Annotated in this window: 25 protein-coding genes and 2 tRNA genes; 20 read left to right on the forward strand and 7 right to left on the reverse strand. The window is 69.5% G+C overall.

Annotated features, from left to right (window positions below; genetic code table 11):
* Positions 1–165: 165 nt before the first annotated feature.
* Both AP234_RS38490 and AP234_RS09260 read left to right on the forward strand, forming a co-directional pair.
* Positions 166–1446 carry a histidine kinase gene (locus AP234_RS38490; protein ID WP_055479152.1) on the forward strand — a complete coding sequence of 427 codons (1281 nt, stop codon included), beginning with the start codon at positions 166–168 and terminating at the stop codon, positions 1444–1446.
* Positions 1443–2087: a response regulator gene (locus tag AP234_RS09260; RefSeq protein WP_055479153.1), complete on the forward strand. Its 645-nt coding sequence runs from the start codon at positions 1443–1445 to the stop codon at positions 2085–2087. The genes AP234_RS38490 and AP234_RS09260 overlap by 4 nt, the downstream gene beginning before the upstream one ends.
* Here AP234_RS09260 and AP234_RS09265 read toward each other — a convergent pair.
* Genes AP234_RS09265 through AP234_RS09275 form a run of 3 tightly spaced genes read right to left on the reverse strand, consistent with a single transcriptional unit; the run spans position 2071 to position 5950 of the window.
* Positions 2071–3477: a hypothetical protein gene (locus AP234_RS09265; RefSeq protein ID WP_055479154.1), complete on the reverse strand. Its 1407-nt coding sequence runs from the start codon at positions 3475–3477 to the stop codon at positions 2071–2073. The genes AP234_RS09260 and AP234_RS09265 overlap by 17 nt on opposite strands.
* Positions 3474–4469, reverse strand: a complete 996-nt coding sequence (locus AP234_RS09270; protein WP_055479155.1) for a hypothetical protein — start codon at positions 4467–4469, stop codon at positions 3474–3476. Before AP234_RS09270 ends, AP234_RS09265 begins: the two co-directional genes overlap by 4 nt.
* Positions 4470–4477: 8 nt before the next feature.
* Complete coding sequence (locus tag AP234_RS09275; RefSeq protein WP_055479156.1) at positions 4478–5950, reverse strand: hypothetical protein; 1473 nt, start codon at positions 5948–5950, stop codon at positions 4478–4480.
* Positions 5951–6371: 421 nt separating this feature from the next.
* Here AP234_RS09275 and AP234_RS09280 point away from each other — a divergent pair, with 421 nt between their 5' ends.
* Both AP234_RS09280 and AP234_RS09285 read left to right on the forward strand, forming a co-directional pair.
* A complete protein-coding gene (locus AP234_RS09280; RefSeq protein ID WP_055479157.1) occupies positions 6372–7838 on the forward strand; it encodes a DUF4407 domain-containing protein in 1467 nt (488 codons plus the stop codon).
* An 11-nt stretch (positions 7839–7849) separates the two neighbouring features.
* The gene (locus AP234_RS09285) at positions 7850–9325 is read left to right on the forward strand and encodes a protein kinase domain-containing protein (protein ID WP_055479158.1); all 1476 of its coding nucleotides are present in this window, start codon (positions 7850–7852) and stop codon (positions 9323–9325) included.
* A gap of 344 nt (positions 9326–9669) precedes the next feature.
* Here the strand turns inward: AP234_RS09285 and AP234_RS09290 are convergent, their stop codons facing one another.
* Both AP234_RS09290 and AP234_RS09295 read right to left on the reverse strand, forming a co-directional pair.
* Entirely contained in the window at positions 9670–10830 is a 1161-nt protein-coding gene (locus AP234_RS09290; RefSeq protein ID WP_055479159.1) for a GH12 family glycosyl hydrolase domain-containing protein, read from the reverse strand.
* 151 nt (positions 10831–10981) lie between these two features.
* Positions 10982–11332: an STAS domain-containing protein gene (locus tag AP234_RS09295; protein ID WP_055479160.1), complete on the reverse strand. Its 351-nt coding sequence runs from the start codon at positions 11330–11332 to the stop codon at positions 10982–10984.
* Between the two features lie 323 nt (positions 11333–11655).
* Between AP234_RS09295 and AP234_RS09300 the strand changes: the two genes are divergently transcribed.
* The 12 genes from AP234_RS09300 to AP234_RS39435 all read left to right on the forward strand — a co-directional run bounded on the left by AP234_RS09300 (position 11656) and on the right by AP234_RS39435 (position 19991).
* Complete coding sequence (locus AP234_RS09300; protein WP_235558053.1) at positions 11656–12168, forward strand: NlpC/P60 family protein; 513 nt, start codon at positions 11656–11658, stop codon at positions 12166–12168.
* A 78-nt stretch (positions 12169–12246) separates the two neighbouring features.
* Positions 12247–12456 (forward strand): hypothetical protein, encoded by a 210-nt coding sequence (locus AP234_RS09305; protein WP_055479162.1) that lies wholly within the window; start codon positions 12247–12249, stop codon positions 12454–12456.
* A gap of 50 nt (positions 12457–12506) precedes the next feature.
* Positions 12507–13010: a hypothetical protein gene (locus AP234_RS09310; RefSeq protein ID WP_055479163.1), complete on the forward strand. Its 504-nt coding sequence runs from the start codon at positions 12507–12509 to the stop codon at positions 13008–13010.
* Positions 13011–13111: 101 nt separating this feature from the next.
* Positions 13112–13184, forward strand: a tRNA-Thr gene (locus tag AP234_RS09315).
* A 126-nt stretch (positions 13185–13310) separates the two neighbouring features.
* A tRNA-Met gene (locus AP234_RS09320) sits at positions 13311–13384 on the forward strand.
* Positions 13385–13463: 79 nt separating this feature from the next.
* A complete protein-coding gene (rpmG, locus tag AP234_RS09325) occupies positions 13464–13628 on the forward strand; it encodes a 50S ribosomal protein L33 (protein ID WP_030921771.1) in 165 nt (54 codons plus the stop codon).
* Between the two features lie 293 nt (positions 13629–13921).
* On the forward strand, positions 13922–14371 hold the full coding sequence (locus AP234_RS09330; protein WP_055479164.1) for an FAS1-like dehydratase domain-containing protein: 450 nt from the start codon (positions 13922–13924) through the stop codon (positions 14369–14371).
* Positions 14368–14817: a MaoC family dehydratase gene (locus tag AP234_RS09335; protein WP_055479165.1), complete on the forward strand. Its 450-nt coding sequence runs from the start codon at positions 14368–14370 to the stop codon at positions 14815–14817. The genes AP234_RS09330 and AP234_RS09335 overlap by 4 nt, the downstream gene beginning before the upstream one ends.
* A gap of 53 nt (positions 14818–14870) precedes the next feature.
* Positions 14871–15434 (forward strand): hypothetical protein, encoded by a 564-nt coding sequence (locus AP234_RS09340; RefSeq protein ID WP_055479166.1) that lies wholly within the window; start codon positions 14871–14873, stop codon positions 15432–15434.
* Between the two features lie 103 nt (positions 15435–15537).
* Positions 15538–16593 carry a UDP-N-acetylmuramate dehydrogenase gene (locus tag AP234_RS09345; RefSeq protein ID WP_055479167.1) on the forward strand — a complete coding sequence of 352 codons (1056 nt, stop codon included), beginning with the start codon at positions 15538–15540 and terminating at the stop codon, positions 16591–16593.
* Positions 16594–16778: 185 nt separating this feature from the next.
* The gene (locus AP234_RS37115) at positions 16779–16952 is read left to right on the forward strand and encodes a hypothetical protein (RefSeq protein WP_160330399.1); all 174 of its coding nucleotides are present in this window, start codon (positions 16779–16781) and stop codon (positions 16950–16952) included.
* Between the two features lie 153 nt (positions 16953–17105).
* The gene (locus AP234_RS39435; RefSeq protein ID WP_431998337.1) at positions 17106–19991 is read left to right on the forward strand and encodes a helix-turn-helix transcriptional regulator; all 2886 of its coding nucleotides are present in this window, start codon (positions 17106–17108) and stop codon (positions 19989–19991) included.
* 1 nt (position 19992) lies between these two features.
* Here the strand turns inward: AP234_RS39435 and AP234_RS09355 are convergent, their stop codons facing one another.
* Complete coding sequence (locus AP234_RS09355) at positions 19993–20562, reverse strand: TMEM165/GDT1 family protein (RefSeq protein WP_055479169.1); 570 nt, start codon at positions 20560–20562, stop codon at positions 19993–19995.
* A 515-nt stretch (positions 20563–21077) separates the two neighbouring features.
* Here AP234_RS09355 and deoC point away from each other — a divergent pair.
* The 3 genes from deoC to AP234_RS09370 are packed head-to-tail and all read left to right on the forward strand — an operon-like array spanning position 21078 to position 24378.
* Positions 21078–22040, forward strand: coding sequence for a deoxyribose-phosphate aldolase (gene deoC, locus AP234_RS09360; protein WP_055479170.1), 963 nt, complete (start codon positions 21078–21080; stop codon positions 22038–22040).
* A gap of 8 nt (positions 22041–22048) precedes the next feature.
* Positions 22049–23515 (forward strand): aldehyde dehydrogenase family protein, encoded by a 1467-nt coding sequence (locus AP234_RS09365; protein ID WP_200926306.1) that lies wholly within the window; start codon positions 22049–22051, stop codon positions 23513–23515.
* Complete coding sequence (locus AP234_RS09370; protein ID WP_055479172.1) at positions 23512–24378, forward strand: aldehyde dehydrogenase family protein; 867 nt, start codon at positions 23512–23514, stop codon at positions 24376–24378. The genes AP234_RS09365 and AP234_RS09370 overlap by 4 nt, the downstream gene beginning before the upstream one ends.
* A gap of 9 nt (positions 24379–24387) precedes the next feature.
* Here AP234_RS09370 and AP234_RS09375 read toward each other — a convergent pair whose 3' ends face one another.
* On the reverse strand, positions 24388–24966 hold the full coding sequence (locus AP234_RS09375; RefSeq protein ID WP_235558054.1) for a hypothetical protein: 579 nt from the start codon (positions 24964–24966) through the stop codon (positions 24388–24390).
* Between the two features lie 171 nt (positions 24967–25137).
* Between AP234_RS09375 and AP234_RS09380 the strand changes: the two genes are divergently transcribed.
* The gene (locus tag AP234_RS09380; RefSeq protein WP_055479174.1) at positions 25138–25329 is read left to right on the forward strand and encodes a PspC domain-containing protein; all 192 of its coding nucleotides are present in this window, start codon (positions 25138–25140) and stop codon (positions 25327–25329) included.
* Positions 25330–25339: the final 10 nt, after the last annotated feature.

The raw sequence follows: 25339 nt of genomic DNA on the forward strand, positions 1-25339 counted from the left end.
TCCCCCCGGTTTTGACTGGACTGATGTGGACACTCCCTAGCCTGTTCCGGCGGCTTCGCTCGCACATCGTGAAGTCGATCGGGCCGGGTTCGTCTCTTCGGTCATCCGGACATCCATCTTTCGGATGATGTGCCGGATGACCTGGGGCGCTTAGCTTGAGGGAAAATGATGGACTTTCCGTTCCCGCCCGCGCTCAGGCTGCTGCGGTGGGCGATCCACGGCACCTTCGCCGTCCTGCTGGTGATCGCGATCGCCGGGGTAGTGCGCTCGGGTGGTACGGCTCTGGCGGTCGGCGGCGTCCTGCTCGGCGTGCTCTACGGCGGGGGGATCGTCATCGAGGGGCGGCTGCCCCATTTCGGCGGACGTACGCACCTGACCCTGGGACGGATCTGGCTGGTCGCGATCACGTTGGGCTGGGCCGTGCTGGCACTGCACGCGCCGAAGTTCGTCTGGTTGGCCTTTCCGCTGTTCTTCGCCTACCTGCATCTGCTGCCCCTGGCGGTCGCTTTGCCCGGTGTGGCCGTACTGACGGCGGCCGCGATCGCGGCGGCGGGCTGGCACGAGGGCGGCGTGCACGCCCCGCAGGTGATCGGGCCGTCCCTCGGCGCGGCGGTCGCCACGCTCATGGCGCTGGTCTACAAGGCGCTCTACTCCGAGAGCGAGCAGCGCCGCCTGCTGATCGACGACCTGGTCCGCACCCGGGGCATGCTGGTCAAGGCAGAGAGCGACGCGGCCCGCCTGGCCGAGCGGGAGCGCCTGGCCAGGGAGATCCACGACACCCTCGCCCAGGGCATGTCCAGCATCATCCTGCTGCTCCGCGCCGCGCGCAGGGACCTGCGGGTCCGGCCCGACGACGCCGAGCAGCGCATCGCCGAGGCCGAGCGCGCCGCGCAGGAGAACCTGCAGGAGGCGCGCAACTTCGTCCGGGCGCTGGCGCCCCCGGCCCTGCAGCAGTCCTCCCTGATCGCGGCGCTGCGCAGGGTCAGCGACTCGGCCGCGGCCGGCACCACCACGCGGGTGCGGTTCGAGGTGTCCGGGACTCCCGTACGGCTGCCCGCCGAGTATGACGTCGCGCTGCTGCGCATCGCCCAGGGGGCGCTCGGCAACGTCGGCCGTCACTCCGGGGCCGATAACGCCCGGGTGACCCTCACCTATCTGGACGACATGGTCGTGCTGGACATCTACGACGACGGCCGCGGCTTCGACCCGGCGGCGCAGCCGGCCCCCGAAACACCGGCCCCCGAAACACCGAGCCCGGAAATACCGAGACCCGAAACGGTGGGCGCCGAAACGGCGGGCACCGGCTTCGGGCTGCGTGCCATGCGCGACCGGGTGACCCTGCTGGGCGGCGCGCTCACGGTCGAGTCCGTGCCCGGAGAGGGCACCGCCGTGGTCGCCACCCTGCCGCTGCCGCATCAGGCGGGAGAGGGAGAAGAGGACCGATGACGCCGCCGATCCGCATCCTTCTCGTGGACGATCACCCGGTGGTGCGTTCCGGCCTGCGTGCGATGCTCGCCGGGCAGCCCGACTTCGAGCTGGTCGGGGAGGCCGCCACGGGTGAGGAGGGCGTCGCGGCGGCGCGCAGGCTCCGTCCCGACGTCGTCCTGATGGATCTCCAGCTCGGCCCGGGCATGCACGGAAGTGAGGCGACCAGGCACATCGTCGCCATGGGCACCCCCGTGAGCGGCCCCAGGGTGCTCGTGCTCACCACCTTCGACACCGACGCCGACATCGTGGCCGCGATCGAGGCGGGAGCCACCGGCTACCTGCTCAAGGACGCGCCCTCGGACGACCTGCACGCCGCGATCCGCTCGGCCGCGACCGGCGCCAGCGCGCTGGCGCCGAGCGTCGCCTCCCGCCTGCTGGGCCGCGTACGCACGCCGCGTGCCACGCTGAGCCCCCGAGAGCTGGAGGTCCTCGGCCACGTCGCCGCCGGGCTGTCGAACCGGCAGATCAGCAAGCGGATGTTCCTGAGTGAGACCACCGTCAAGACCCACCTGGTGCACATCTACGCCAAACTCGGCGTCGACTCCCGCACCGCGGCCGTCGCCGCCGCCACCAAGGCCGGTCTCATCCGCCCCTCTTGACCTGGTCCCTCCGTGGTCTCGTCCAGTCGGGCACCCGTGACGGCAGTCGCACGTATTTGAACAACAGCGCCAGTCCCGCGGCCACGAGCAGGGCCAGATCCGAGACGAGAAGGATGGTGTCAAGCGCCGGAAACGTGTCCCATTTCGGATTGAAGATCACGATAAAGGCGAAACCGGCCAGCGCTACGACGAGCACCACCCACAGCGCCAGCGTGCTCCACCACTTCCAGTCGTGCCGATATGGGGTCAGCTGCTCCGGTTCGTCCTGGTCGTAGGCGAATTCCCGCATCGAAGCGGGCAGACTCGGCGCCGCTTCTCTCCGGTTTCCCAAAGCGGCCGAACGCCGAGGGCCACCCCCTCGGCGGTCTCTCCTCCATCTGCTCCACCGGCCTTTCCCACGCGCCGGCTCCTCCGCTGTCAGTGAGCTGAGCAGATCTATCCGGTTGGACTCGCCATGGAGGTATGAGGGCGAGCGATCGGGTTCCTCGGGTTCGGGTTCGGGCTCGGGTTCCAGCTCGTATCGCGGATGGGCGGCGCGGTGCAGCAGCTCCATCGCGACCATCCGATCCTGCTTGGCGAACGAGAGCGGCTCCGTCTGCCGGGACAGCGATCCCATGATGTCGAGCAGGGGGATCTCGGACGTCGCAAGCGTGTCGAGGTAGAACTCCGCCTGCCCCGCACCGATCGGGATCTCCGCTCCGTCTCCCCAGGCGACGGTGTGGGTTCCCTCGGGGGCGTGTCTGGCGAAGGACAGCCTGATCCTGTGCTCGGCGGTGCTGCTGATCCACGTGGTGGCGGTCAGGTTCGCCCGCATGCCGTACGGCAGCAGCGCGGCGACGGTGTCGAGAAACCGCAGGCGTTCGAGCATCTCGACCCGTTCGGCGCCCACCACGCACACCGGGCGGCCGGTCATGAGCAGCGCCGCGGTCGACAGCGCGTCCCCTCCCGGTGACAGCGTCAGCGGATCGAGGGCGGGCACGTCCACCGTGGGCGGTGCGGCCGGATCCAGCTCCGTCGGAAGGGCGGCGAATGCGCCGTAGAGCGCCTCGTACGTCACCGGATGCTCGATGAGCTGCTCGTACGGCACATAGAACCAGCGGGTGTGCGCGATCCTCCGATTGGTGCCGTCCCGGTGCTCCGACCAGTTCTGTACGGCCAGCACGACATAGCGGACGACCTGCTCGTCCTGCCCGGTCTTCGCCCTCGCGATGGTCACCTGGGGCAGTTGGGGGGAGATGCCGGTGACATAGCGGCTTCTGATCTCCTGGAATATCCGCGTGTCGAGCCGTCTTCTGCTGTGGTCCAGCAGTTCGTAGTCGTCGAAACTGCCGGGATGCTTTCCCTCGAGCGCCCACTCGAAGCCGATCTTCCGTACGGCACCGGCGGTCATCTGGGGATCACCCCGGCCGGGTCGGCCGCGGCGAGGCGCCGGCCGAGCCAGAGCATGGGCTCGACCACGTTGATCGGGCGGACCTGGCCGCGTACGCGCAGGCCCTGGCCGCTCTCCACGGGCAGCAGGTTCTCCGAGTCGTCCCAGTCGAAGACGTTCCTGCGCCGGTCCATGAAGAACCCGATGGACGACGTGACGAAGAACTGGATGCGCTCGGGGTGGAAGAACTTGCCGAGGTCGTTGAGGACCAGCTCGGCGTCGCCGCTCCGCGAAATCCGGCACAGCTCGCGGAACAGCGTCCGGGCGTCCTCGTCGCTCACCCGGGGGAAGCCGTACGGATCGTCGGGCTCGACACCGACCAGGTGCCGGCCCATCGCCGTCTCCAGCACCCGGCGGTCGTCGAACTTGGTGATGCAGACGGCGACGTGATGGGGGAGCTTCCCGTCCTCCATCTCGTCGGCGGCGAGCATTCGTTCGGCGAGCCGGGTGAGCGGCGCGTGCAGGTGATCGAAGGCGTCTCCGACCTTGAACTCCCGGATCGGATCGAAGAGGAAGACGATGCCCCGGCCCTGCGCAAGGCTGTCCAGCAGCTCCCGCTGGCGCAGATCGACCAGGTCTTCGGCGGCCCGCCCGCCCTGGGCGTAAAGACCCCCGGGCGCGTCGATCATGTTGATGCGGATCCGGGTCTGGTCACCGATCTTGGGTTTGCGCCGCCACCACCTGGTCTTCTTCGTGGTGGGGCCCATCAGCGTCCAGTGATATCGCTCCACCACCTTGCTCGCCTCGGGGAAGAGCCGGCCACGTGACAGCTCCTTCGTCTTGTCGAGGAGGTAATCGGTGGAGGCGGGGTCGGAGCCGATGATCTTCCAGTCGTCGTTCCGGCGCGAAAGGGCGACGGACAGGGCGGCCAGGAAGGTCGTCTTGCCGCTGCCGGGGGCACCCCACATGGAGATGCCGTGGGAGCCCTGCCCCGGCGTGACCTCAACGGGCATGCGTGGTCTCACTCCGTATCGTCGATGAGGGGGAACGGGATGCGGCTGACGACGGGTGCGGCCAGCCCCAGGTCGACGGTCAGCTCCCGGACGTCGAGGGCGTCGAGGTGCGCGAGCGCGCTCGTCCCCAGGTAGCGCCAGATCGGGTGGGCCTCGCGCGCCCGATGCTGCGGCTGATCCCAGATCGCCCCGAACACGGCCCCCGGTCGGCTCCCGAGCTGCCCGAGCAGCGTCTGCCAGTCGTGCCGCCGGGGGCACGGCAGGACGCCCGACCGATCGGCTCGGGCGGGATGCGGCTGCCGGTCGCCCACGGTGAGCAGGACCGTCGGCGCCGGGCGGTGCCGATCGAGACCATCCAGGGTGGGGCCGTCCCGATGGAGTCGCCGGACCACCGTGGCCAGCATGTCCTCGAGCTGCGCGGCGTGCGGATGGTACGGGAAACCCCGCGTGATCGCCCCGCGCTCCTCCAGCAGGCGCAGACCGTCGAGGGCGTGATCAGGCGTGCCGCGCCAGGTGGTCACCTCGACCGGATGCTCGGGGGCGGAGTGATCGAAGGAATGCGCTCCGTACGCGATGAGGGAGACCTGGAGCCGGTCGCCGAACTCGGCGGACAGGAAGGCGATCACCTGGTGGGCCCGGCCCAGCCGCTCGGCCACCTTCTCTTCCGGGCCGCAGACCTCGACCGCGCAGATCAGATGCGCCGGTCCGGTCCTGGGCGGCAGCCGGGACGGCACCGAGCCGATCAGCTCGGCCCAGCCGCGCGGGTCCTCGACGAGCCCCGGCAGGCCGATGAACCGGACCTTTCCGGCATGCACCAGTTCGGCGGTCACCGTATAGGTCCCGGGGGTGAGCCGGGCCGACGAGACAGAAAGCAGATGCGGCTCCCGGCCCCGGCGGGTGACCACGGCGAACGCGGTGCCGTACGCGTCGCCGGGCGCACACCGGATCACGACGTCGGAGCGCGTGCCCGGGCGTGTGCCGACGGGGAAGAGCTGCTTGCCCGCCAGTTCCAGCCGGCCGCTCGCGGGATCGGGCCGCAGGACGACCAGGTCGTACGACCTGGTCAGCGGATCGTTGCGGATGGCCTCCTTGACGAGCGCGGCCACCGGCGCTCCGGCCGAGTAGACGACCGCGGAGTAGGCCTCGCCCAGCCATGAGAGCGCCTGCCCGGCGGGAAGGCTTTCCGTGGTCGAGCGCACGAGCACGACCTCGGCGAGATCTCCCGAGGACGCCATCGCCGCGACGGTCCGAAGCACGGCGTCCCGCCCGGCCGTGTGATCCGGCACGGGCGCCATGGCCAGATCCTCCCAGGAGTCGAACCGGCGGCGGGCGCGCGGAGTGCCGTGCTCGTCATGATGGATCTCGAACGTGGTGATGCCGTCGGCGGCGACCTCCGCCACGATGAGACGGTCGGTGCCGGTGAGCAGTGCCACGGCCCGGGAGAGGGCCTTGCGGAGTAGGTCCTTGTCGGGCTCCGACACAGGGGGATCCTCCGTCGTTGTGTCGAATTCGTTATGCCACGTCCCCTGATTCCACGCTAGCGCCCCTCCCGCCAATCTTTACCCCGTCGCGTCGCCCAGTGCGGCACCTCGCTGCGTTGTCGCCCCACCCGTGGAAATTCCTCGCAGGCTCGGAATTTCCACGGGGCCCGGGATCGTCACCCGTAGCCTCCGCTACTCAGCTCCTCCTCCGCCTTGCGATGCACCCCCTGGACACCGCGCCGTCCGGGCAGACTTCGGCGGTCGCGGCACTGGCCGCTGCTAGAACCCGATGAGTTTCCTCATGTACGGAAACTTCCTGTCGTGCCATAGCCGCGGGGGCAACTACGATAACCCGAGTTAGGGGGGTTTGCGACGTTGCGTAGCACGGCCTGAAGGCGGAACTCCATTCACGAGGAGAAGCGTGAGGCGTTTTCTGATCGCCCTGTCCGGGGCGCGGCCCGAGGTTCTGGAGCGCTGTCCGACCGAGTACGGAAAATTCGAGGGCATCGGAGGCGCCGTCCTCACCACGAGCGTCCTCGCGGTCGTCTCCATGACGTTCGCCCTGAACAGCGCGCTCGGGGTCAACCTCTTCCTGGCCATCGTGGCGAGCCTCCTGTGGGGTCTGGCGATCCTGAGCCTCGACCGATGGCTGGTCAGCACACTGCGCGCGGACGCGTCACTCCGCCACCGCCTGTTCACGGCCCTGCCGCGGTTTCTCATGGCGCTGCTGCTCGGTTTTGTGATCTCCACTCCGTTGGTGCTCCAGATTTTCAAGGGCGAAATCGACGCGCAGATTGTGGAGATCAAGCAGCGGCGTGCCGACTCGTTCGCCGCGCAGCAGAAGCAGGGTGATGTGGGTGCGGACGTCGCCCGGCTCCGCGAAGAGGTGGCGGACCTGGAGAAGGTCACCGCCTCCGGGGGAGAGGTCCCCATCGATCCCGCGCAGGACCCGAAGATCAAGGCCCTTACCCAGGATCGGGCGAACGAGCAGAAGCAGTCCGACAAGCACTACAAGGAATGGCAGTGCCAGCTTTACGGGGGGCCCTCCTGCCCGAAGAAGGGCAACGGTCCGCTCGCCCAGGACAGCAAACGCGCGTACGAGAAGAACAAGCAGCGCATCGCCCTGCTCAACCGGCAGATCGAGCAGCGCAGGAAAGAGCTCGCCCAGAACGACGAGGCGGCCAAGCAGACCCGGCTGGCCGACGCGCAGGAGGCGCTGCCCAAGGCGCGGGCGGAACTCGACGCCGCCCTCAAGCGGCAGGCCGACCTGCAGGCGTCCTTCGACGCGGAGAACCTGTCCACCAACGGGGTGCTGATCCGGCTTCAGGCGCTCAACGAGGTGACCGGGACGGACACGACGCTCGGGATCACCCGGCTGCTGCTGTTCCTGCTGTTCCTGGTCATCGAGTGTCTGCCGGTCACCGTCAAGCTGATGCAGCGGCCGGGAAACTACGAGAAGGTGCTCGCGCTCGCCGAGCAGCATGAGTTCCGCAACGCGCGCGGCAGCTTCACGCCCGGCTTCACGCCCGCCTTCACGCCGGGGCCGGCCGCCGCGGCACCGATGGCGGCGGAGCCCGCCAACGGCTCCGCCGGACTCTGGGACATCTGGGGGCAGTCCCGCCCGGGTGACACCGGCCCCCAGCCCACCGTCGTCCTGCCGGAGACCGACCAGCCGTACCGGGGACCGACGGGCACCCGCGCGGAAAAGGTGCCCGGCTTTCACCGGGGGCCCGAGCCGGAGCATGGGTTCGAGTACGGGCCCGACTACGGATACGGGTCTCCTGACGACGAGGCGCTGCGCCGGATGTCGGACACCCGCACCACGCGTCTGCCGGGCCGTGCCGCCGAACACTCCGGCGGCGTCGAGCTGCTCCCGGATGACGACTGAGGCCGCCGGGCGTGACCGCACAGTTGATCGGGGGCCGCTATGAGCTGCTGTCCAGGCTCGGCCGGGGCGGCATGGGCACGGTCTGGCTGGCATGGGACCGGCTGCTGCGGCGCAGGGTCGCCCTGAAGGAGATCACTCTGTCGCCCTCCGGGCGGGAGTCCGTCGCCGTCCAGCGGGAGCGTGCGCTGCGGGAGGCGCGGGCCGCCGTACGGGTCAGACACCCCTCGATCGTCCCGATCTACGACGTGTTCGAGGAGAACGACACGCCCTGGATCGTCATGGCGCACATCGAGGGCGAATCGCTGCAGGATCGGATCGAGGCCGGGTCCCTCGACGAGCGGGAGATCGCCGGCATCGGGCGGGACGTGCTCGCCGCGCTGACGGCAGCGCACGCGAAGCGGGTGCTGCACCGGGACGTCAAGCCCGCCAACATCCTCATCGGCCGGGCGGACAAGGTCTTCCTGGTCGACTTCGGCATCGCGCAGATCGACGGGGAGAGCGGCCTCACCTCGCGGAGTCTCCTGCTGGGGACGGCGGAGTTCCTGGCCCCCGAGCGGGTCAACGGCCTGCCGGCCTATCCGGCCGCGGACCTGTGGTCCCTCGGGGTCACGCTGTTCATCGCCCTGGAGGGCCGCTCGCCGTTCGGACGCGACACCCTGCTGGCCACCATGAGGGCCATCACCGAGGAGGACCCGCCACCTCCCCGGCGGCCAGGACCGCTGTTCGACGCGATCGCCGGCCTGCTCAGAAAGGATCCCGACCGGCGGACGGGGGCGGCCGAGCTCGACCGGAGGCTGACGGCGATCCTGACGCCCGTACGCCGCCGTTCGGATGCGCCGCCGCCGCGCCGTTCATCGCGACCGCCGGAGCCGGCCGGGCGGAGGGACGCCGCTCGCGAGGTGCGGCTTCCGCCTGATGACCTACGGCTCTCGTCTGAGGACGTACGGCTTCCGTCTGAGGGCGTACGGCTCACGCCGGAGTCGGTGCGCGCGATGGACCCGGCGGAGGGCGGCCGACGGCTGCTCTCGAGGCCCCGGCGGGAGGCCGCCGCGCTGCTCGACGCCGCCGGGCCGAGGGTCGCCGGTCCGCTGCTGGACGGCATGGCCGCCGCCCGGCCGTCCCAGGTGGTCGAGGTGATCGCGCTGCTGTCGAACGCCGCCGCGGGGCGGATGGTCGACCACATGACGGCCGAGGGCGCGGCCGAGCTGTTCCGTGCGATGCCGCCGGGCCGGGGGGCGGGCATCCTGGCGCACGCCGACGAGCGGGTCGCCGCCGAGGTCCTCCGTACGCTCGGCGTCGTCTCGGTGACGGTCCGGCTGGTCGAGGCGATGACGCTGCAGCGGGCATGCCGGGTCCTCGAGTATGTGCCGCCCGCCCTCATCGCCGCCCTGCTGCGTGAGTCCCTGGACGGCCGCGCCGATCGCCTGCTCGACGGTCTCAGCGGGCCGGTCCGCGCCGAGGTCGCCCGTCTCACCACGCGTGCCTGACCGCTCGCTCGTACGGCGGGCCGTGCCGGCCTGCCGTACGGCTCTCGCGTCCGTCTCGTCCGTTGACCGTTCCTTCCGGGCTTACTACGATCCATCCTGGCTGATCGAAAGATTTCGTAGGCAGGCAGAAACTTTCTGGGCCACCCCCCGGCTTCCACGCGGCCAGGTCAGGGACTTCGTGGGAGCCGGTGGGTCCTCCGGCGAGGAAAAGCGTAAGGACCGGCCCCGTGGCGATCGGGACCGGTCCTTCGGGATTACGGCGTCTTCCGTGCCGTCAGGTGGTGCTCATCAGACCGGGTTCATCAGGCAGTGCTCATCAGACCGGGTTCATCGGGCCGGGTTCATCAGGCGGTGGAGCAGGGCGTGCCGTTGAGCGTGAAGCCGGTCGGGTTGCCGTTCGAGCCGCTCCAGCTGCCCTGGAAGCCGAACGACGTGTTGCCGCCCGGCGGGATCGAACCGTTGTACGACAGGTTCCGCGCGGTCACGGACGATCCGCTCTGGGTGACGTCGGCGTTCCAGGCGGAGGTCACCTTCTGACCGTTGGGGAAGGTGAAGCCGAGGGTCCAGCCGTTGATCGTGCCCGATCCGGTGTTGTTGACCGTGATGTTGGCCGTGAAGCCGCCCGGCCACTCGTTCTTGCTGTAGGCCACCCGGCAGGCGCCGGTGCCGCCGGTCGCGGTGGGTGTCGGGGTCGGGGTGCGAGTGGGCGTGGCCGTCGGCGTCGGCGTCGGGTCCGGCGGCACGGTGCCACCCACGCTGTAGGAGAAGTTGTTCACGGCCAGCCCGGCACCGCCGACCCAGGGCTCGAATCCGGCCTGCACGCTGGTCAGGTACCACGACCGCTGGCCGTAACCCCGGCTCACCATGTCGTCGAAGAAGGTCCGTACGGCGAAGTTGATGGAGTTGACCGGGGAGGTGCGGACGTAGGAGACGACGTTCCAGCCGGAGTTTCCGTACCAGACGTCCCACGTGCCGCCGGCGAGGTTGACCGTGCCGACCTTCGAGCCGACGGGCTGGATCGAGCCGGTGTGGTTCAGCCAGACCATGAGCTCGGCGCCGGTGTTCTGGCCGTCTCTGCGCGGGGTCGGGTCGAACCAGATGTCGTAGGCCGCGTCATAGACGCCCGAACCCGAGTACGTCATGCTGACGCTCGTCTGCACGCTGTTGAAGCGGCTGTCGGTCACCGCCATCGGCAGGCCGCTGCCGCTGGAGCAGTTGGCGTAATGGCAACCCGCGTAGACCGCGGGATAGGAGCCGGGGGCGCCGTTCTGCGGCTTGTTGTGCGACGCCTGCGTCACCTGGAATCCGGTGCTCGTGACGTTGATGCACTGCTGGGTGTCATCGCCCCAGTTGTTGTTCATGACGACGTACTTGCCGCCCTGGATGGTGGTCGAGCCGTACTTTTCGCAGATCGTCGTGTCGGCCCGTGCCGCCTGGCCGATCACGAGCGACGCCGCGACCGAGCCGAGCATTGCCAGGCTCGCCGTGATCACTCGCATCTTCATGTTCGGGACGATAGGCAGGGCATGTCTTCCGACGACACAGGGCGAGTTAGTAAAGCGTCAAAACTAATCGTCAGCCAGCGACAATGCCGTGACAGGGAGTGAAAATTACATGTTTTCCGATTTATCCGATTTTCCGATTGTTGGGTGGGCGTCATCGGGCGGAGGCGTCGGCCAGCACGTCGGCGACCGAGTCGAACACGGGGAACAGCCGGGTGAGGTTGGTCCAGCGCAGGATGCGCAGAACCTGTCCGCGCGGCCCGATGAGCGCGAGGTCGCCCTGCTTCTCACGCAGGTTGTGCATGAGCCGCACGAGCAGCCCCACGCCGGTGGTATCGATGAAATAAAGCTCGCTCACGTCGAGGGCGAGCCAGGGACCGCGGGCAGTGACCAGTTCGAGCAGCGGCTCGCGGAGCTCGCCCGCCGCATGCAGATCCAGCTCCCCGCGCAGCCCCATCACCGCCCAGCGGGTGTGATCAGGTGTGTTTACCGTCCACGTCTCCACGGTGGTTCCTTTCGTTCTCCTTGCCGTGGACGCGTCGAACGCGCTGTCATCGTCAAACAAGGCACCGACGAAGTAGGTCGTGCCCGACAAAGCATGCCCTGCGGTACGCGAGACTTCCAGTCGAGACCGCGCTCACGATGGGCAGCATTTGTCAAGCACTCTCGGCCACGCGCCATCGTCGCTGCGACAAGCGCGGGACAAGCTCTGTCTTACTGAGAGTAACGCCTTTCCCCCGCAGCGTCGATTCTGGAAGGTAAAGGCCCTCGTCGAACTCATGCGTGAATTACTTTAAAACCCTAATGTCGGGATTTGTGGGATTTATCTTGTCTGTACGAACATGGGGTGTCGTGGCGGTGATCGTGCTCGGGCTGGCCGCGGGTTCCGCACCCCTCGATCACGAGCTGACCAGGGCGGTCGGGATCGCGTACGAGAGCCGTGGGCGCTTCCCGTACTCTTGGGGCGGGGGGCACGCGGCGCTGCCCGGACCGTCCCTGGGGACCTGTCATGGCTATCACGGCGCTACGAAACCATGCCCCGCCGACAGAACGCGAGGGTTCGACTGCTCGGGATTCACCCGCTGGGTCTATCGGCTCGCCTTCGGCGCCGACGTCCTGGGGCCGGGCAACACCGACGACCACATCCGCAGGCTGCACCGCGTCCGCTCGCCACGGCCCGGTGATCTCGTCTTCTACGGCAGACAGAACAAGACCCACCATGTCGGCGTATATGTGGGGGGCGGAAAGATGATCAACGCGTTCGCGACCGGCACGAGGATCCGCGTGGACGACGTCACCGCGCTGGCCGACCTGCTCGGCTACTACCACTACAGGGATTGACGACCGCTCGGCGGAGACATCGCTGAGACCTGTGTCATTGCCGGATAAGGGTGGGAAAACACGATAGCTTGTTCTGCCGTGAGCAGCCGATGGGTGGGACCCGACGGGTACGAGATCGTGCCGGCGCACGTAGGCGGCCGGCAGGTCCTGCGCGTCCGCCGCCACGGCCGGCTCGTCGCCGACTGCCTGTCCGTCGAGGAGGTCGCCCGCCACGTCGACCTCGCCGACCTGTGCGAGCTGATCTCGTTTCCCGGACGGGACGCAGACGTGCGGACCGCCGCCCGATAGCCGGAGCATCCCTTCCAGCGTCTGGGCACCAGACCAGCGAGGGGGACTCCATGCACCTGATCGACGCGCCCTCGGCGCACCTGCCCGTGCGGGAGCCGCGTCGCGTCCTTCCCGCGGACATCCGTCTCGGTGTGGTCCTCGTGAGCGCGGCCCTTCTTGGAGTGGCCGCCTGCGGTTCGACCGGCTCGGGCGGCTCCGACGCCGTCTCCGAAACTCCGGTCTACGTGCTGAATCTCCACGACGCCGAGCAGGGCAGGGCCGATCGGCGGCCGAGGGACCTGGTGGTCTCCGAGTTCACCGCGTTGAACGGGGTGACCTGGCACAGCTGGGGGCCCACAAGGGCCGCCGGGGAGGGCAGGCTCAGCGGGTCGTGGTGCCTGCCCGGGTGCGCCGACACGCCGTACGACGCGACGGTGACGCTCAGCGGCGTGGTTCCGGTGCGCGGCAAGGGCTACTTCACCCGATATGAGATCACCGCCGATGTGCCCCCTGACCTGCGGGAACAGGCCGATCTCAGGGGGGTCATCCCCACGCCGGAGAGCACCGTCGGCTGATGCCTGCCGCGGCCGTACGGCGAGCCTGAGATCGAATTCGCATCACCGGTCGCGGGCGTGTACAGTTACACCTGTCCGCCAGCCGAGAGCGCAGGCGGCCTGCCCCTATAGCTCAGTCGGCAGAGCGTCTCCATGGTAAGGAGAAGGTCAACGGTTCGATTCCGTTTGGGGGCTCTGGCTGAAAAGTCCTGTCCGGGCGTTCTCGGATGGGGCTTTCGGCTTGGCGGGGTCCGGTCCATGTGCGCGAATTAACGTGCTGGTCGGGTATCCTTGCGTGGCCGGTTCAAGTTCGCCGGTCCAGGCGGAGTAGCTCAGTCAGGCAGAGCAAGCGGCTCATAATCGCTGTGTCGCCGGTTCAAGTCCGGCCTCCGCTACTACCCTCGCCGGTTTCGCGCACAATGCGGCTCCGGCTCGGGTTGTCCAGTAGTCCCAGACGCAGAAAGGCACTCCCACGTGGCTGCCACAGACGTTAGGCCGAAGATCACGCTGGCCTGCCAGGAGTGCAAGCACCGCAACTACATCACGCGGAAGAACCGGCGCAACGACCCGGATCGGCTTGAGCTGAAGAAGTACTGCCCGAACTGCAAGACGCACCAGGCGCACCGCGAGACCCGGTAGCGCCGACAGCTCCGGCCCAGTCAGACCGACGTAACCGGCGTTCCCGTGCGGGACGCCGGTTTTCGTGTCCGCATTCGTTCGGCTCCGCATCCGGTCGGAGCGGGCGGTCGGCCACGCTGTCCCACTGTGAGCCGTACGGCCGGTGCCTGCCGGCGTGCCCGCACACCTCACGGTTCGGGTGGATTCCGCCGGCGAGCGGTGACCGTCGGCCGGTGGGTCCTTACGCGGGACGGGCGCCGATCGGCTGCTACCGTCGCCTCGACAGCTCTTCGGCGTGAAGGAGCACGGGCCTGATGGCGTTGAACCGTGAGTTCGTCGGGCGGGCGTACAAGGCGTCCTCCCCCTACGAGGTATCCCGGGTGAAGATCGCGGAGTTCGCCGCCGCGATCGGTGACCAGAATCCGATCTATCACCACAGGGACGCCGCCGTCGCGGCCGGTCACCCCGACGTGGTCGCACCGCCGACCTTCCCCATCGTGTTCACCATGTCGGCGGCGGGCGAGGCGTTCGGCGACCCGGACCTCGGGCTCGACTTCACCATGGTCGTCCACGGTGAGCAGCGGTTCGAATACGAGCGCCCCGTCTACGCGGGAGACGAGCTGCACTGCACCACCACGATCACCGAGATCCGCAGCGTGGGCCGCAACGAGTTCCTGACCCTGTGCAGCGAGGTCACCACGGGCGGGGGCGACCTGGTGTGCCGGGCCTACAACACCATCGTCGAGCGAGGGGGAGCGGCATGACCACGACGGCCAGGCCGGGGACGGCGAAGGTCAGGTACGACGAGGTGGAGGTCGGCCAGGAGATCCCGGCCGCCGACTACCCGGTGCGCCGGGTGGACCTCGTGCGGTACGCGGGGGCCTCCGGCGACTTCAACCCCATCCACTGGAACGAGCGCCACGCCAAGGCGGTCGGACTGCCCGACGTCATCGCCCACGGCATGTACACCATGGCCCAGGGCGGGCGTTTCATCACCGACTGGACGGGCGACCCGGGCGCCGTGGTGGACTACGGCGTCCGTTTCTCGTCGATGGTCGTGGTCCCCGACGACGACGAGGGCGCCACCATCACGGTCAGTGGCCGGATCGAGGAGAAGCTCGAGGACAACCGGGTGATCGTGGTCCTCACCGCGAGATCCGGCGGCTCCCGGGTCCTGTCCAGGGCACGCGCCGTCGTACAACTCGCCTGATTCATCCCGTATGCCCCCGATTGGGTGGGGTGATGGTGGGTAGCGGTCGGGACGTGAACGAGCGAAACAGCACCCCCGACCGGCCCGAGCACGATCGGCCCGAATACGACCGGCCCGAATACGACCGGCCTGCACCCGGTCGGCCCGGACGGGATGACGCGGGGACGCGCATCGACGATCCGGTCGTCTCGCAGCGGGAAAGCGCGGACGTCGCCGGTGTCGCCGAGGAGGAGCAGGTGCCCGGCCGGACCGGGGACGCGATCGGCGGAGCGATGCCGCGGCCCCGGGCCGAGGCCGCCCGCGCTGCCACGGACGCCGTCGGCCCGGGGGAGGTCACGGAGACCAAACGCGACATCGCCCCCGGCGGCACGATCGAGACCGCGCTGACGCCGTCGGGGACGGAGTCGATGGTCGCCTCGCAACTCCTCTGGGACGGCGGCTCGGCCACGTCGAGGATCGACAGATCGATCGCGGAAGCGGCGGCGGACCCGGACGTGGACCCCGCCACGGACCCCGCCACGGACCCCGCTACGGACCTCGACAGGGGCACGGACAGGGGCACGGACAGGGGCACGGACAGGGGCACGGCCTCGGACGCGGGATCCGGCTCGGGCTGAGGTTGCGTACGGCTCCCGGGAAGGATGCCAATATCCTGGTCACGCGGGTCCGGCCGGTGCGGCCGGTGCCAGAGAACCCGATGAGGAGCCGCTGAGAGGACGCATGGCCGACCGGTTGGCAGAGGTACGGCTCGCGCCGTACACGACGTTGCGATTGGGCGGCCCCGCCCGGGCCTTCGTGGAGGCCCGTTCACCGGATGAGATCGTCGGCATCGTGGCCGGTGCCGACCGCGAGGGTGAGGCCGTACTGATCCTCGGCGGCGGCAGCAACCTCGTCGTGTCCGATGACGGATTCGACGGCCTCGCCGTACACGTGTCCAGCGAGGGGATCGACGTCGCCGGGGACGGCGAGCGGGTCGTGATCACAGTGCAGGCGGGGGAGGACTGGGACGCCCTGGTCGCCCGATGCGTCGACGAGGGATGGTCGGGGGTCGAGTGCCTGTCGGGGATCCCGGGCCGGGTGGGCTCCACGCCGATCCAGAACGTCGGCGCGTACGGCCAGGAGGTCGCTCAGACGATCGTCGGCGTCCGCGTCTACGACCGGACGACCGGGCGGACACGTGACCTGACGCCCGCCGAGTGCGGCTTCGCCTACCGGCACAGCGCGTTCAAGGACGACCCGGGACGGCACGTCGTACTGGCGGTCACCTATGCCCTGCACCGGTCGGAGCTGTCGGGGCCGATCGCGTACAAGGAACTGGCGGTACGGCTCGGCGTGAAGCTGGGCGACCGGGTGCCGCTGGCGCAGGCCCGCGCCGCCGTGCTCGACCTGCGCCGGGGCAAGGGCATGGTGCTCGATTCCGGCGATCCGGACACCCGCAGCGCCGGATCGTTCTTCACCAACCCCATCCTCACCGCGGCGCAGGCCGCCGACCTGGGGCGGCGCGCCCCCGGCCATCCCCGATGGGAGATGCCGGACGGCTCGGGCGCGGTCAAGGTGCCGGCCGCCTGGCTGATCGAGAACGCGGGGTTCCCCAAGGGGTACGAAAAGGGCGCGGTGCGCATCTCGACCAAGCACACGCTGGCCCTCACCAACCCCACGGGCACGGCGTCCACCCGCGACCTGCTGGCCCTGGCCAGGGAGGTCCGTGACGGCGTGCACGAGAAGTTCGGGGTGCTGCTCGTGAACGAACCCGTGTTCGTGGGGGTCTCCCTCTGAGGAGCCGAGGTCCCGAGAGGCCCGGATAAGACCTGATAAGTCGGCGTGACGGTGTCTTAGGAGTCCTACGCCCGAAGAAGGGGCGATAGACGGCCGATAGATAAGGCGTCCGCCCGATGTGGCGGGAGGGGCCTTAGGCCGAACCTTGAGTGTGTAAACGAATACGCACGCAAGGAGAGACCACGATGGGTCCGGAACTGCACTACGAGCTCATCAAGAGCCGTTCCGCCGAGCTGAGGGAGGAGGCCGCCAGGCAGCGTCTCGCGCGCCGGGCGCTGGCCGCGAAGAAGAAGGACGAGCGGTCGGGCGGCGCGCGGCGGCGTTCGCGTGCCGACTTCGGCAAGCTCTCCACGTCATGACCCGCGTTCGTAGGCCCGGCCGGACCCTCCCTCCCGGCCGGGCTTGGCGGCCCCCTGAATGGGCTCGAATAGGCTCTGACATGCCGTTAAGCGCGGGGCGAACCCCCAAAAAAACGGGCGAAATGCCGTGAAGGGCGTGACATGCTGGAAGCCATGACGTCCCGCGCAGTGAGCCCCGTTTTCGTCGGCCGGGAAGTGGAACTGGAGGCCTTGAGGGAGGCCTTCGACCAAGCACGCAAGCAGGCCATGGCGGCGGTGCTCCTCGGTGGCGAGGCCGGTGTCGGGAAGACCCGGCTGATCGGCCGTTTCGTCGAGCAGGCGGGTCAGGCGGACGCCCACGTGCTGGTCGGGGGCTGCGTGGAACTGTCCGCCGAGGGCCTCGCCTACGCCCCGTTCACCGCGGCGCTGCGCCAGCTCGTCAGGGAGACGAGTGCGGCCGAGGTGGCCGCGCTCCTCCCGGAGGGTGCGGGCCGCGACCTGGCCCGGCTGCTGCCGGAGTTCGGCGAGCCCAGTGGGGACGGCGAGACGGAGACGGCCCGCGCCAGGCTCTTCGAGCTGATCCTCATGCTGCTGGAACGGCTCGCTGAGCGGCGGCCCGTGGTGCTCGTCATCGAGGACATCCACTGGGCCGACCGGTCGAGCCGCGACCTGATCGCGTTCCTCAGCCGCAACCTCAGGACCTCGCCGGTCCTCATGGTCATGACCTACCGGTCCGACGAGCTGCACCGCACCCATCCCCTCAGACCGGTGCTCGCCGAGCTGGGCCGGGTCGACGGCGTCATCCGCGTCGAGCTGCCACGCTTCACCCAGGACGAGGTCGCCGCGCAGATGGCGGGAATCCTCGGCGTCACCCCGGAACTCGCCCGGGTGGACACGGTGTTCGAGCGCAGCGGCGGCATCCCGCTGTTCGTGGAGGCCCTGCTCGACTCCGGTGACGACTGCTCGGTCCCTGACTCGCTCCACGACCTGATCCTCGGCTCCATCGAGCGGCTGCCCGAGGAGACCCAGCGGGTGCTCCGTACGGCCGCCGCCGGGGGCGTCCGGGTGGGGCACGCGCTGCTCGCCGCGGTCAGTGTGCTGTCCGACACCGAGCTCGAGGACGCGCTGCGGCCCGCGATCGCGGCCAACGTCCTGCAGGTGGCCGACGGGGGAGCGTACGCGTTCCGGCACGCGCTCATCCGTGAGGCCGTGCACGACGAGCTGCTGCCGGGCGAGCATGCCCGGATGCACGCGCGGTACGCCGAGGAGATCGAGCGGGACCGGTCGCTCGTTCCGCCCGGCCGGGCCGTCATCGAGATCGCCCATCACTGGTACTCGGCGCGCAACGACCTGTGGGCGTTGATGTCGGCCTGGGAGGCGGCGGGAGAGGCCGCCAGATCGTTCGCGTACACCGAGCAGATCCAGCTGCTCGAACGCGTGCTGACCCTGTGGGACAAGGTGCCGGACGCCGCCGAGCGCATCCACGTCGACCATGTGACGATCCTGGAACGTGCCTCCGAGGCGGCGCACGTCAGCGGCGACATGGACCGTGCCCTGAAGTTCGTCCGGGCGGCGCTGCACGAGCTCGACGAGAACACGGCGCCCGAGCGGGTGGCCGAGCTGCTGGTGCGCCGGGCCAACGTCAAGAGCCAGAAGGGCAAGCCCGGCTCGCTCGACGACCTCCGCCATGCCGAGCGCCTGGTCCCGCTGCCGACCGAGGCGCGGGTCAACGTGCTGACCCGGCTGGGCACGGTGCTCATGGCGGCCGACGAGCGAGTCGAGGGGGCCGCCGTCACCCACGAGGCGCTGCGCATCGCCCGACAGATGGGCGACGAATGCCAGGAGGCCGATCTGCTGATCAACCTGGCGCTCGGTCACTCCATGGCCGGAGACATGGAGACGACGTTCACGCTCAACGAACGTGCCCTGGCCATCGGGAAGCGGCTGGACGCCCCCCGCATCGTGCTGCGCGCGCTGGCCAACAACGTGGACGCGCTCGACAACCTCGGCCGGTCGGAGGAGGCGGTCGCGCTCGCCGTCGAAGGGGAGAAGCTCGCCCGGCGGTACGGTCGTTACCGCCATCAGGGGGTGTTCATCGCCAACAACCGGGCGGAGGCGCTGGCCTCGCTCGGCCGCTGGGATGAGGCCATCCAGGTCGTCGAAGGCGCGGTCACGATGGGCTCGGCGCCGCGTAATCGCTGGCATCTGCTGCGGGTGCACGCGGAGATCGCCATCGCCCGAGGTGAGGGGGATCTCGCGCGGGAGTTCCTCACCGAGGTCGGCGCCTTCACCCCGCAGAGGGACGAATGGGCCCAGGAGCGGACGAACAACGCCCGCCTGCTGCTGGCCTGGCACCTGATGCGCGGTGAGCCGCTGAACGCGCTGGAGGCCGCGGTGAGCACGCTGGCCGATCCGCCGCCGTCGAGCAAGGCCATGCTGGGCTGGCGGCTGCTCGCCCTGATCCGGCTCGTCTGCGATGCCGCCGAACCCGTCGACGCCGGCCGGGCCGGGGCGCTGCGCGCCAGGACCGACGAGCTGGCGGCCGTCATGGGAGGCAACGGCCCGGTGAGCGAGGCCTTCCGTCTGGTCTACCACGGTGACTTCGACGCGGCCGCCCAGGCGTGGCAGCGGATGGGGCGGCCGTATGTCCGGGCCGAGGCGCTGCTGCAGGCGGCGGTCGTAGCCGCCACATCAGGTGATCGCGAAGGGGCCGCGGCCCGGCTGCGCGAGGCGCATCCGCTCGCCCTGGCCCTGCGGGCCACCCCGCTGGTGACCCGGATCGAGACCCTCGCCCGCCGCGTCGGCGCGCCTCTGTGCGAAGCTCCCGTACGGCAGGCCGCCCCCGCCGCGCAGACGGCCACCCCGGCGGCGCTGACGCGGCGCGAGTTGGAGGTGCTCCGGCTGGTGGCGGCCGGGCGGAGCAACCGCGACATCGCGGCCGAGCTGTTCATCTCCGCCAAGACCGTCAGCGTCCACGTGTCGAACATCCTCCCGAAGCTGGGCGTCTCCACCCGGGCCGAGGCGGCGGCAGCCGCCCACCGCCTGTCCCTCCTGAGCTGAACTACCTGAGCAGGGGTTCCGCCAGCAGAAGGACGCCGAAGGCGGCGAAGGCCGCGGCCGCGCCGTACCTGATCCACTTTTCGGGGAGATGGGCGCCGAGCCAGCGGCCGACGAGGATGGCCAGCGCGTCGGCGGCGACCATGCCGATCGTCGAGCCGATCCACGTGCCGAGCCAACCGTGCTGGGTGGCCAGCGTGATCGTCGCGAGCATGGTCTTGTCGCCGAGCTCGCTGAGGAAGAACGCGGCGGTGACGGCGAAGAACGCGTTCCGCCTGGTTCTGGCCGCCTTGGCCGACTCCTCCTCGGTGAGCTCGTCGCCGCGCAGCGTCCAGGCGGCGAAGCCGAGGAACGCCAGGCCGCCGACGATCGAGATGGCCGTGGTCGGCAGTGCGTCGCCGACCACCCGGCCGAGGGCCACGCTGGCGAGATGCACGGCCGCCGTCGCGAGCGTGATGCCGGCCAGCACCGGCAGCGGTTTGAACCTGGTCGCGAAGGTCAAGGCCATGAGCTGGCTCTTGTCGCCGAGCTCGGCCACGAAGATGACCACGAGGGAGATCCAGAAGGCTTGCACCGGCCGCCTTTCCGTAAGGTGCGGCCGGGCCGTTGTTCCGTACCCATGGGAGTAGGGGACAGTTCTTCGGCCCGGCAGCATGATGGACATGACTGTCGGGCCGAAGGTCTCGTCCGCCACACGGGCTCCACGACCGGGCACGACGGGCGCGAACGCCCGGGCCAGTATGTCGATCAGTGGATTTCGGACTACTCCCCTTCGGGTGCCCCCGAGTGTAGCCGGTCCCCCGCAAGTCGCCTAGCCGCCCTCCGGGGTCGACGCGCCGGTCGGCCGGCTCACCGCGCTGGCCGCTCGGAGATCACCCGCAGGCGGCCCATCGAACCACGCGCCGTCGCCCTCCCCCGCAACGACGTCGAAGTCGATCCGAGACCGCCTGCCATCGGACCGAGAATCAAGGTCGACTTCTGCCGACGTGATGCCGGACGGCCAGACCTGCCAAAATCCCCGGTGGGATCTCGGCTCGGGTGGGTTTGGACTCTGTCGGACCCGTCGGGGATGCTGGGAGCGTGCCGACTATGACTACTCCGCTCGCGGAGGTCGCGACCTCCAACGCGTCGTTGCGTGCGTTCCTGCACGGATTGCCCGGGGTCGACCGGGTGGGCGCGGATGCCCGGGCCGCGATGCTGGGCACGCGATCGATCAAGACCACGGCCAAGCGGCAGGCCATCGATCTGGCCGTCCGCATGGTCGACCTCACCACGCTCGAAGGCGCGGACACCCCGGGCAAGGTCAGGGCGATGTGCGCCAAGGCCGTGCGACCCGACCCGGCCGACCCCTCCGTGCCGTCCGCCGCCGCCGTCTGCGTCTACCCCGATCTCGTCGCGACGGCCGTACAGGCCCTCCGGGGCACCGACGTGAAGGTGGCGTCGGTCGCGACGGCGTTCCCCAGCGGACGTTCGTCGCTCGAGGTGAAGGTGGCCGAGACCCGGCTCGCGGTCGCGACCGGGGCCGCCGAGGTCGACATGGTGATCGACCGCGGTGCTTTCCTGGCCGGTGACTACCTCAAGGTCTTCGAGGAGATCGCCGCCGTCAAGGCCGCCTGCGGAGGCGCGGGGGAGAACGGCGAAGGCGGCGCCCACCTGAAGGTGATCCTGGAGACCGGCGAACTCGCGACGTACGACAACGTGCGGCGCGCGTCCTGGCTCGCGATGATCGCGGGTGGGGACTTCATCAAGACCTCGACCGGCAAGGTGTCCCCGGCCGCGACGCTGCCCGTGACGTTGATCATGCTGGAGGCCGTACGCGACTTCGCCCGGCGGACCGGACGGAAGATCGGCGTCAAGCCCGCCGGCGGCATCCGCACCACGAAGGACGCGATCAAATATCTGGTGCTGGTCAACGAGACGGCAGGCCCCGACTGGCTCACCCCCGACCTGTTCAGGCTCGGCGCTTCGTCGCTGCTCAACGATCTGCTGATGCAGCGCCAGAAGATGGCCACCGGCCGATACGCCGGCCCCGACTACTTCACACTCGACTAGAGGCTGACGTGATGTTCGAGTACGCACCCGCACCGGAGTCGCGGGACATCGTCGACATCAGGCCGTCGTACGGCCTGTTCATCAACGGCGAATGGGTCGAGTCGCAGGGGGATGAGCGCCACAAGACGATCAACCCGGCGACCGAGGAGGCCCTCGCGGAGATCAGCTGGGCGAGCGAGGCCGACGTCGACCGGGCCGTCCAGGCCGCACGCAAGGCGTTCACCACCTGGTCCGCGCTGCCGGGCGCCGAGCGGGCCAAGTACATCTTCCGGATCGCCAGGATCATCCAGGAACGGGCGCGGGAACTGGCCGTGCTGGAGTCGCTGGACAACGGCAAGCCGATCCGGGAATCGCGTGATGTGGACCTGCCGCTGGTCGCGGCGCACTTCTTCTACTACGCCGGATGGGCCGACAAGCTCGCGTACGCGGGGTTCGGCCCGAGGCCGGCAAATGGGCAGAGTGGGGCGGACCCGAGGCCGCTCGGCGTGGCCGGGCAGGTCATCCCGTGGAACTTCCCGCTGCTCATGCTGGCCTGGAAGATCGCACCTGCGCTGGCCTGCGGGAACACGGTGGTGCTCAAACCCGCAGAGACCACCCCGCTGACCGCGCTCGCGTTCGCGGAGATCTGCCGGCAGGCGGATCTGCCGCCCGGCGTGGTCAACATCGTGACCGGTGCGGGCGCCACGGGAGCCGCGCTGGTCGCACACCCCGGCGTCGACAAGGTGGCCTTCACCGGCTCGACCGAGGTCGGTCGGCAGATCGCCAGGAACCTGGCCGGGACGCGCAAGAAGCTGACCCTGGAGCTGGGCGGCAAGGCCGCCAACATCGTGTTCGAGGACGCGGCGCTGGACCAGGCGGTCGAGGGCATCGTCAACGGCATCTTCTTCAACCAGGGCCACGTCTGCTGCGCCGGGTCGCGGCTGCTCGTCCAGGAGTCGATCGCGGGCGAGCTGCTGGACGCGCTGAAGCGGCGGCTCGCCACGCTCAGGCTCGGCGACCCGCTCGACAAGAACACCGACATCGGCGCGATCAACTCGGCGGCCCAGCTCGCCAAGATCCGGGAGCTGTCGGCGGCAGGGGAGTCAGAGGGCGCCGAGCGGTGGTCGCCGCCGTGCCCGCTCCCGGACCGCGGGTTCTGGTTCCCGCCGACCGTCTTCACGGGCGTGGCCCAGTCGCACCGCATCGCCAGGGAGGAGATCTTCGGCCCGGTGCTGTCGGTGCTGACGTTCCGTACCCCGGCCGAGGCCGTCGAGAAGGCCAACAACACGCCGTACGGACTGTCCGCCGGCGTCTGGACGGAGAAGGGGTCGCTCATGCTGTGGACGGCCTCCCGGCTCCGGGCCGGCGTCGTGTGGTCCAACACGTTCAACCGATTCGACCCCGCCTCGCCGTTCGGCGGCTACAAGGAGTCCGGTTATGGCCGCGAGGGAGGCCGTCACGGGCTGGCGGCCTACCTGGATTGGAAGCTGGCATGAGTGAGCGGCTGGCCGTGCGCAAGACGTACAAGCTGTTCGTCGGCGGTGCGTTCCCGCGTTCTGAGAGCGGAAGGTCGTATGTCGTGACCTCGGCCAAGGGCGATTTCCTGGCGAACGCGGCCCGGGCCTCGCGCAAGGACGCCAGGGACGCGGTGGCCGCTGCGCGCAAGGCGTTCCCCGGATGGTCCGGCGCCACCGCCTACAACCGGGGGCAGATCCTCTACCGCGTCGCCGAGATGCTGGAGGGGCGCCGCGCGCAGTTCGTCGCCGAGGTCGTGCAGGCCGACGGGGTCGCGGCGAAGAAGGCCGGCGAACTGGTGGACGCCGCGGTCGACCGGCTGGTGTGGTACGCGGGCTGGTCCGACAAGATCGGCGCGGTCCTCGGCTCGGCCAACCCGGTCGCCGGGCCGTACTTCAACCTGTCGAGCCCGGAGCCGACCGGGGTGGTCGCGGTCCTGGCGCCGCCGGCGGCGCCCCTGCTCGGGCTGGTGAGCGTGATCGCTCCGGTGATCGTGACGGGCAACACGTGCGTGGTGGTGGCCTCCGAGCGCGCCCCGCTGCCCGCGATCACGCTGGCCGAGGTGCTGGCCACCTCCGACCTGCCGGGCGGCGTGGTCAACGTGCTGACCGGGTTCCAGGCGGAGATCGCCCCGTGGCTGGCGGGTCACATGGACGTCAACGCGATCGATCTCACCGGCGCCGGCCCGGAGCTCGCGGTGACCTGTGAGGAGCTGGCCGCCGAGAACCTCAAGCGGGTGCTGCGTCCGCCGACCGCCCCGATCGACTGGATGGCAGAGCCGGGCATCGAGCGGATGGCCGCCTTCCTGGAGACCAAGACCGTCTGGCACCCGATCGGCACCTGACGGCTCCCGTCAGCGGGCCTGCAGCGCGTCCAGGGCCACGGCCATGGCGATGACCAGCCGACGGTCGAGCCGGGGATCGTGGATCTCGATCGCGTAGCGGTCGCGCAGGCCCCACCGGCGGTCCACGGAGAACGCGATCGAGGCGCCGATGCTGAAGTCGAAGTGGTACGGCAGCCACGACAGCGAGTCGGTGAACCGGCGCAGCAGCGCGACCGGCAGGTTGCGCTCGTGCCCCACGTACGTGGGCAGGCCGGGCTGCTGGAGGTGCCAGGTGGAGCGCAGCAGCGACCGGCCGAAATCCTTGCGGAACATGCCGATGGGCGTGCCGGTCTCGTCGACCACGTCGTACCCGCTGGCCAGGTCGATCACCTTGCGGGCCTTGAAGCCGGCGAGCACCCGCTCGCGGGACTCGTCGGTGTAGAGCGTCACCTGCTCTTTGAGCGCGATCCGTTTCTGTTCCGCGAAGGCCACGACCGGCCCTTCCGAGCCGCCGGGCCCGGCCACATGGACGACGTACCGGTTCACCATCATGGTGATCTTCTGTCGCAGCAGCAGCCTGGTCTGCCCCTGCAGTGCCGAGATATCCACGTGAATCTCCATCGACGGATCGGTCTCCCCCTATATGCCCTAATCGACCGGGAGATCACCGGCGGATTTCGTCGCGCGGACTCAGGGTTTTCTCGGGGTTACGTCAGGGTCTCCGGTGGAACCGGGAACTCACGGCAATCCGTTTGACCGGGTGACGAAGGGAGTTCGGTGATGTACCGATCGAGACGGCACAAGATGATCGCCGGCGTGTGCGGCGGCATCGCGGAGCGGTTCGGCATGCGGCCGACGACGGTGCGGCTGCTCTTCCTGCTCTCGTGCATCCTGCCGGGACCACAGTGCGTGATCTACCTCATCATGTGGGTCCTGGTGCCGAAGGAGCCGGAGCGGCCCGGCTACTACTGACGACCATCGG

Origin of the sequence: Sphaerimonospora mesophila (genome assembly GCF_001417795.1) — a bacterium.
GTDB classification, from domain to species: Bacteria; Actinomycetota; Actinomycetes; order Streptosporangiales; family Streptosporangiaceae; genus Sphaerimonospora; species Sphaerimonospora mesophila.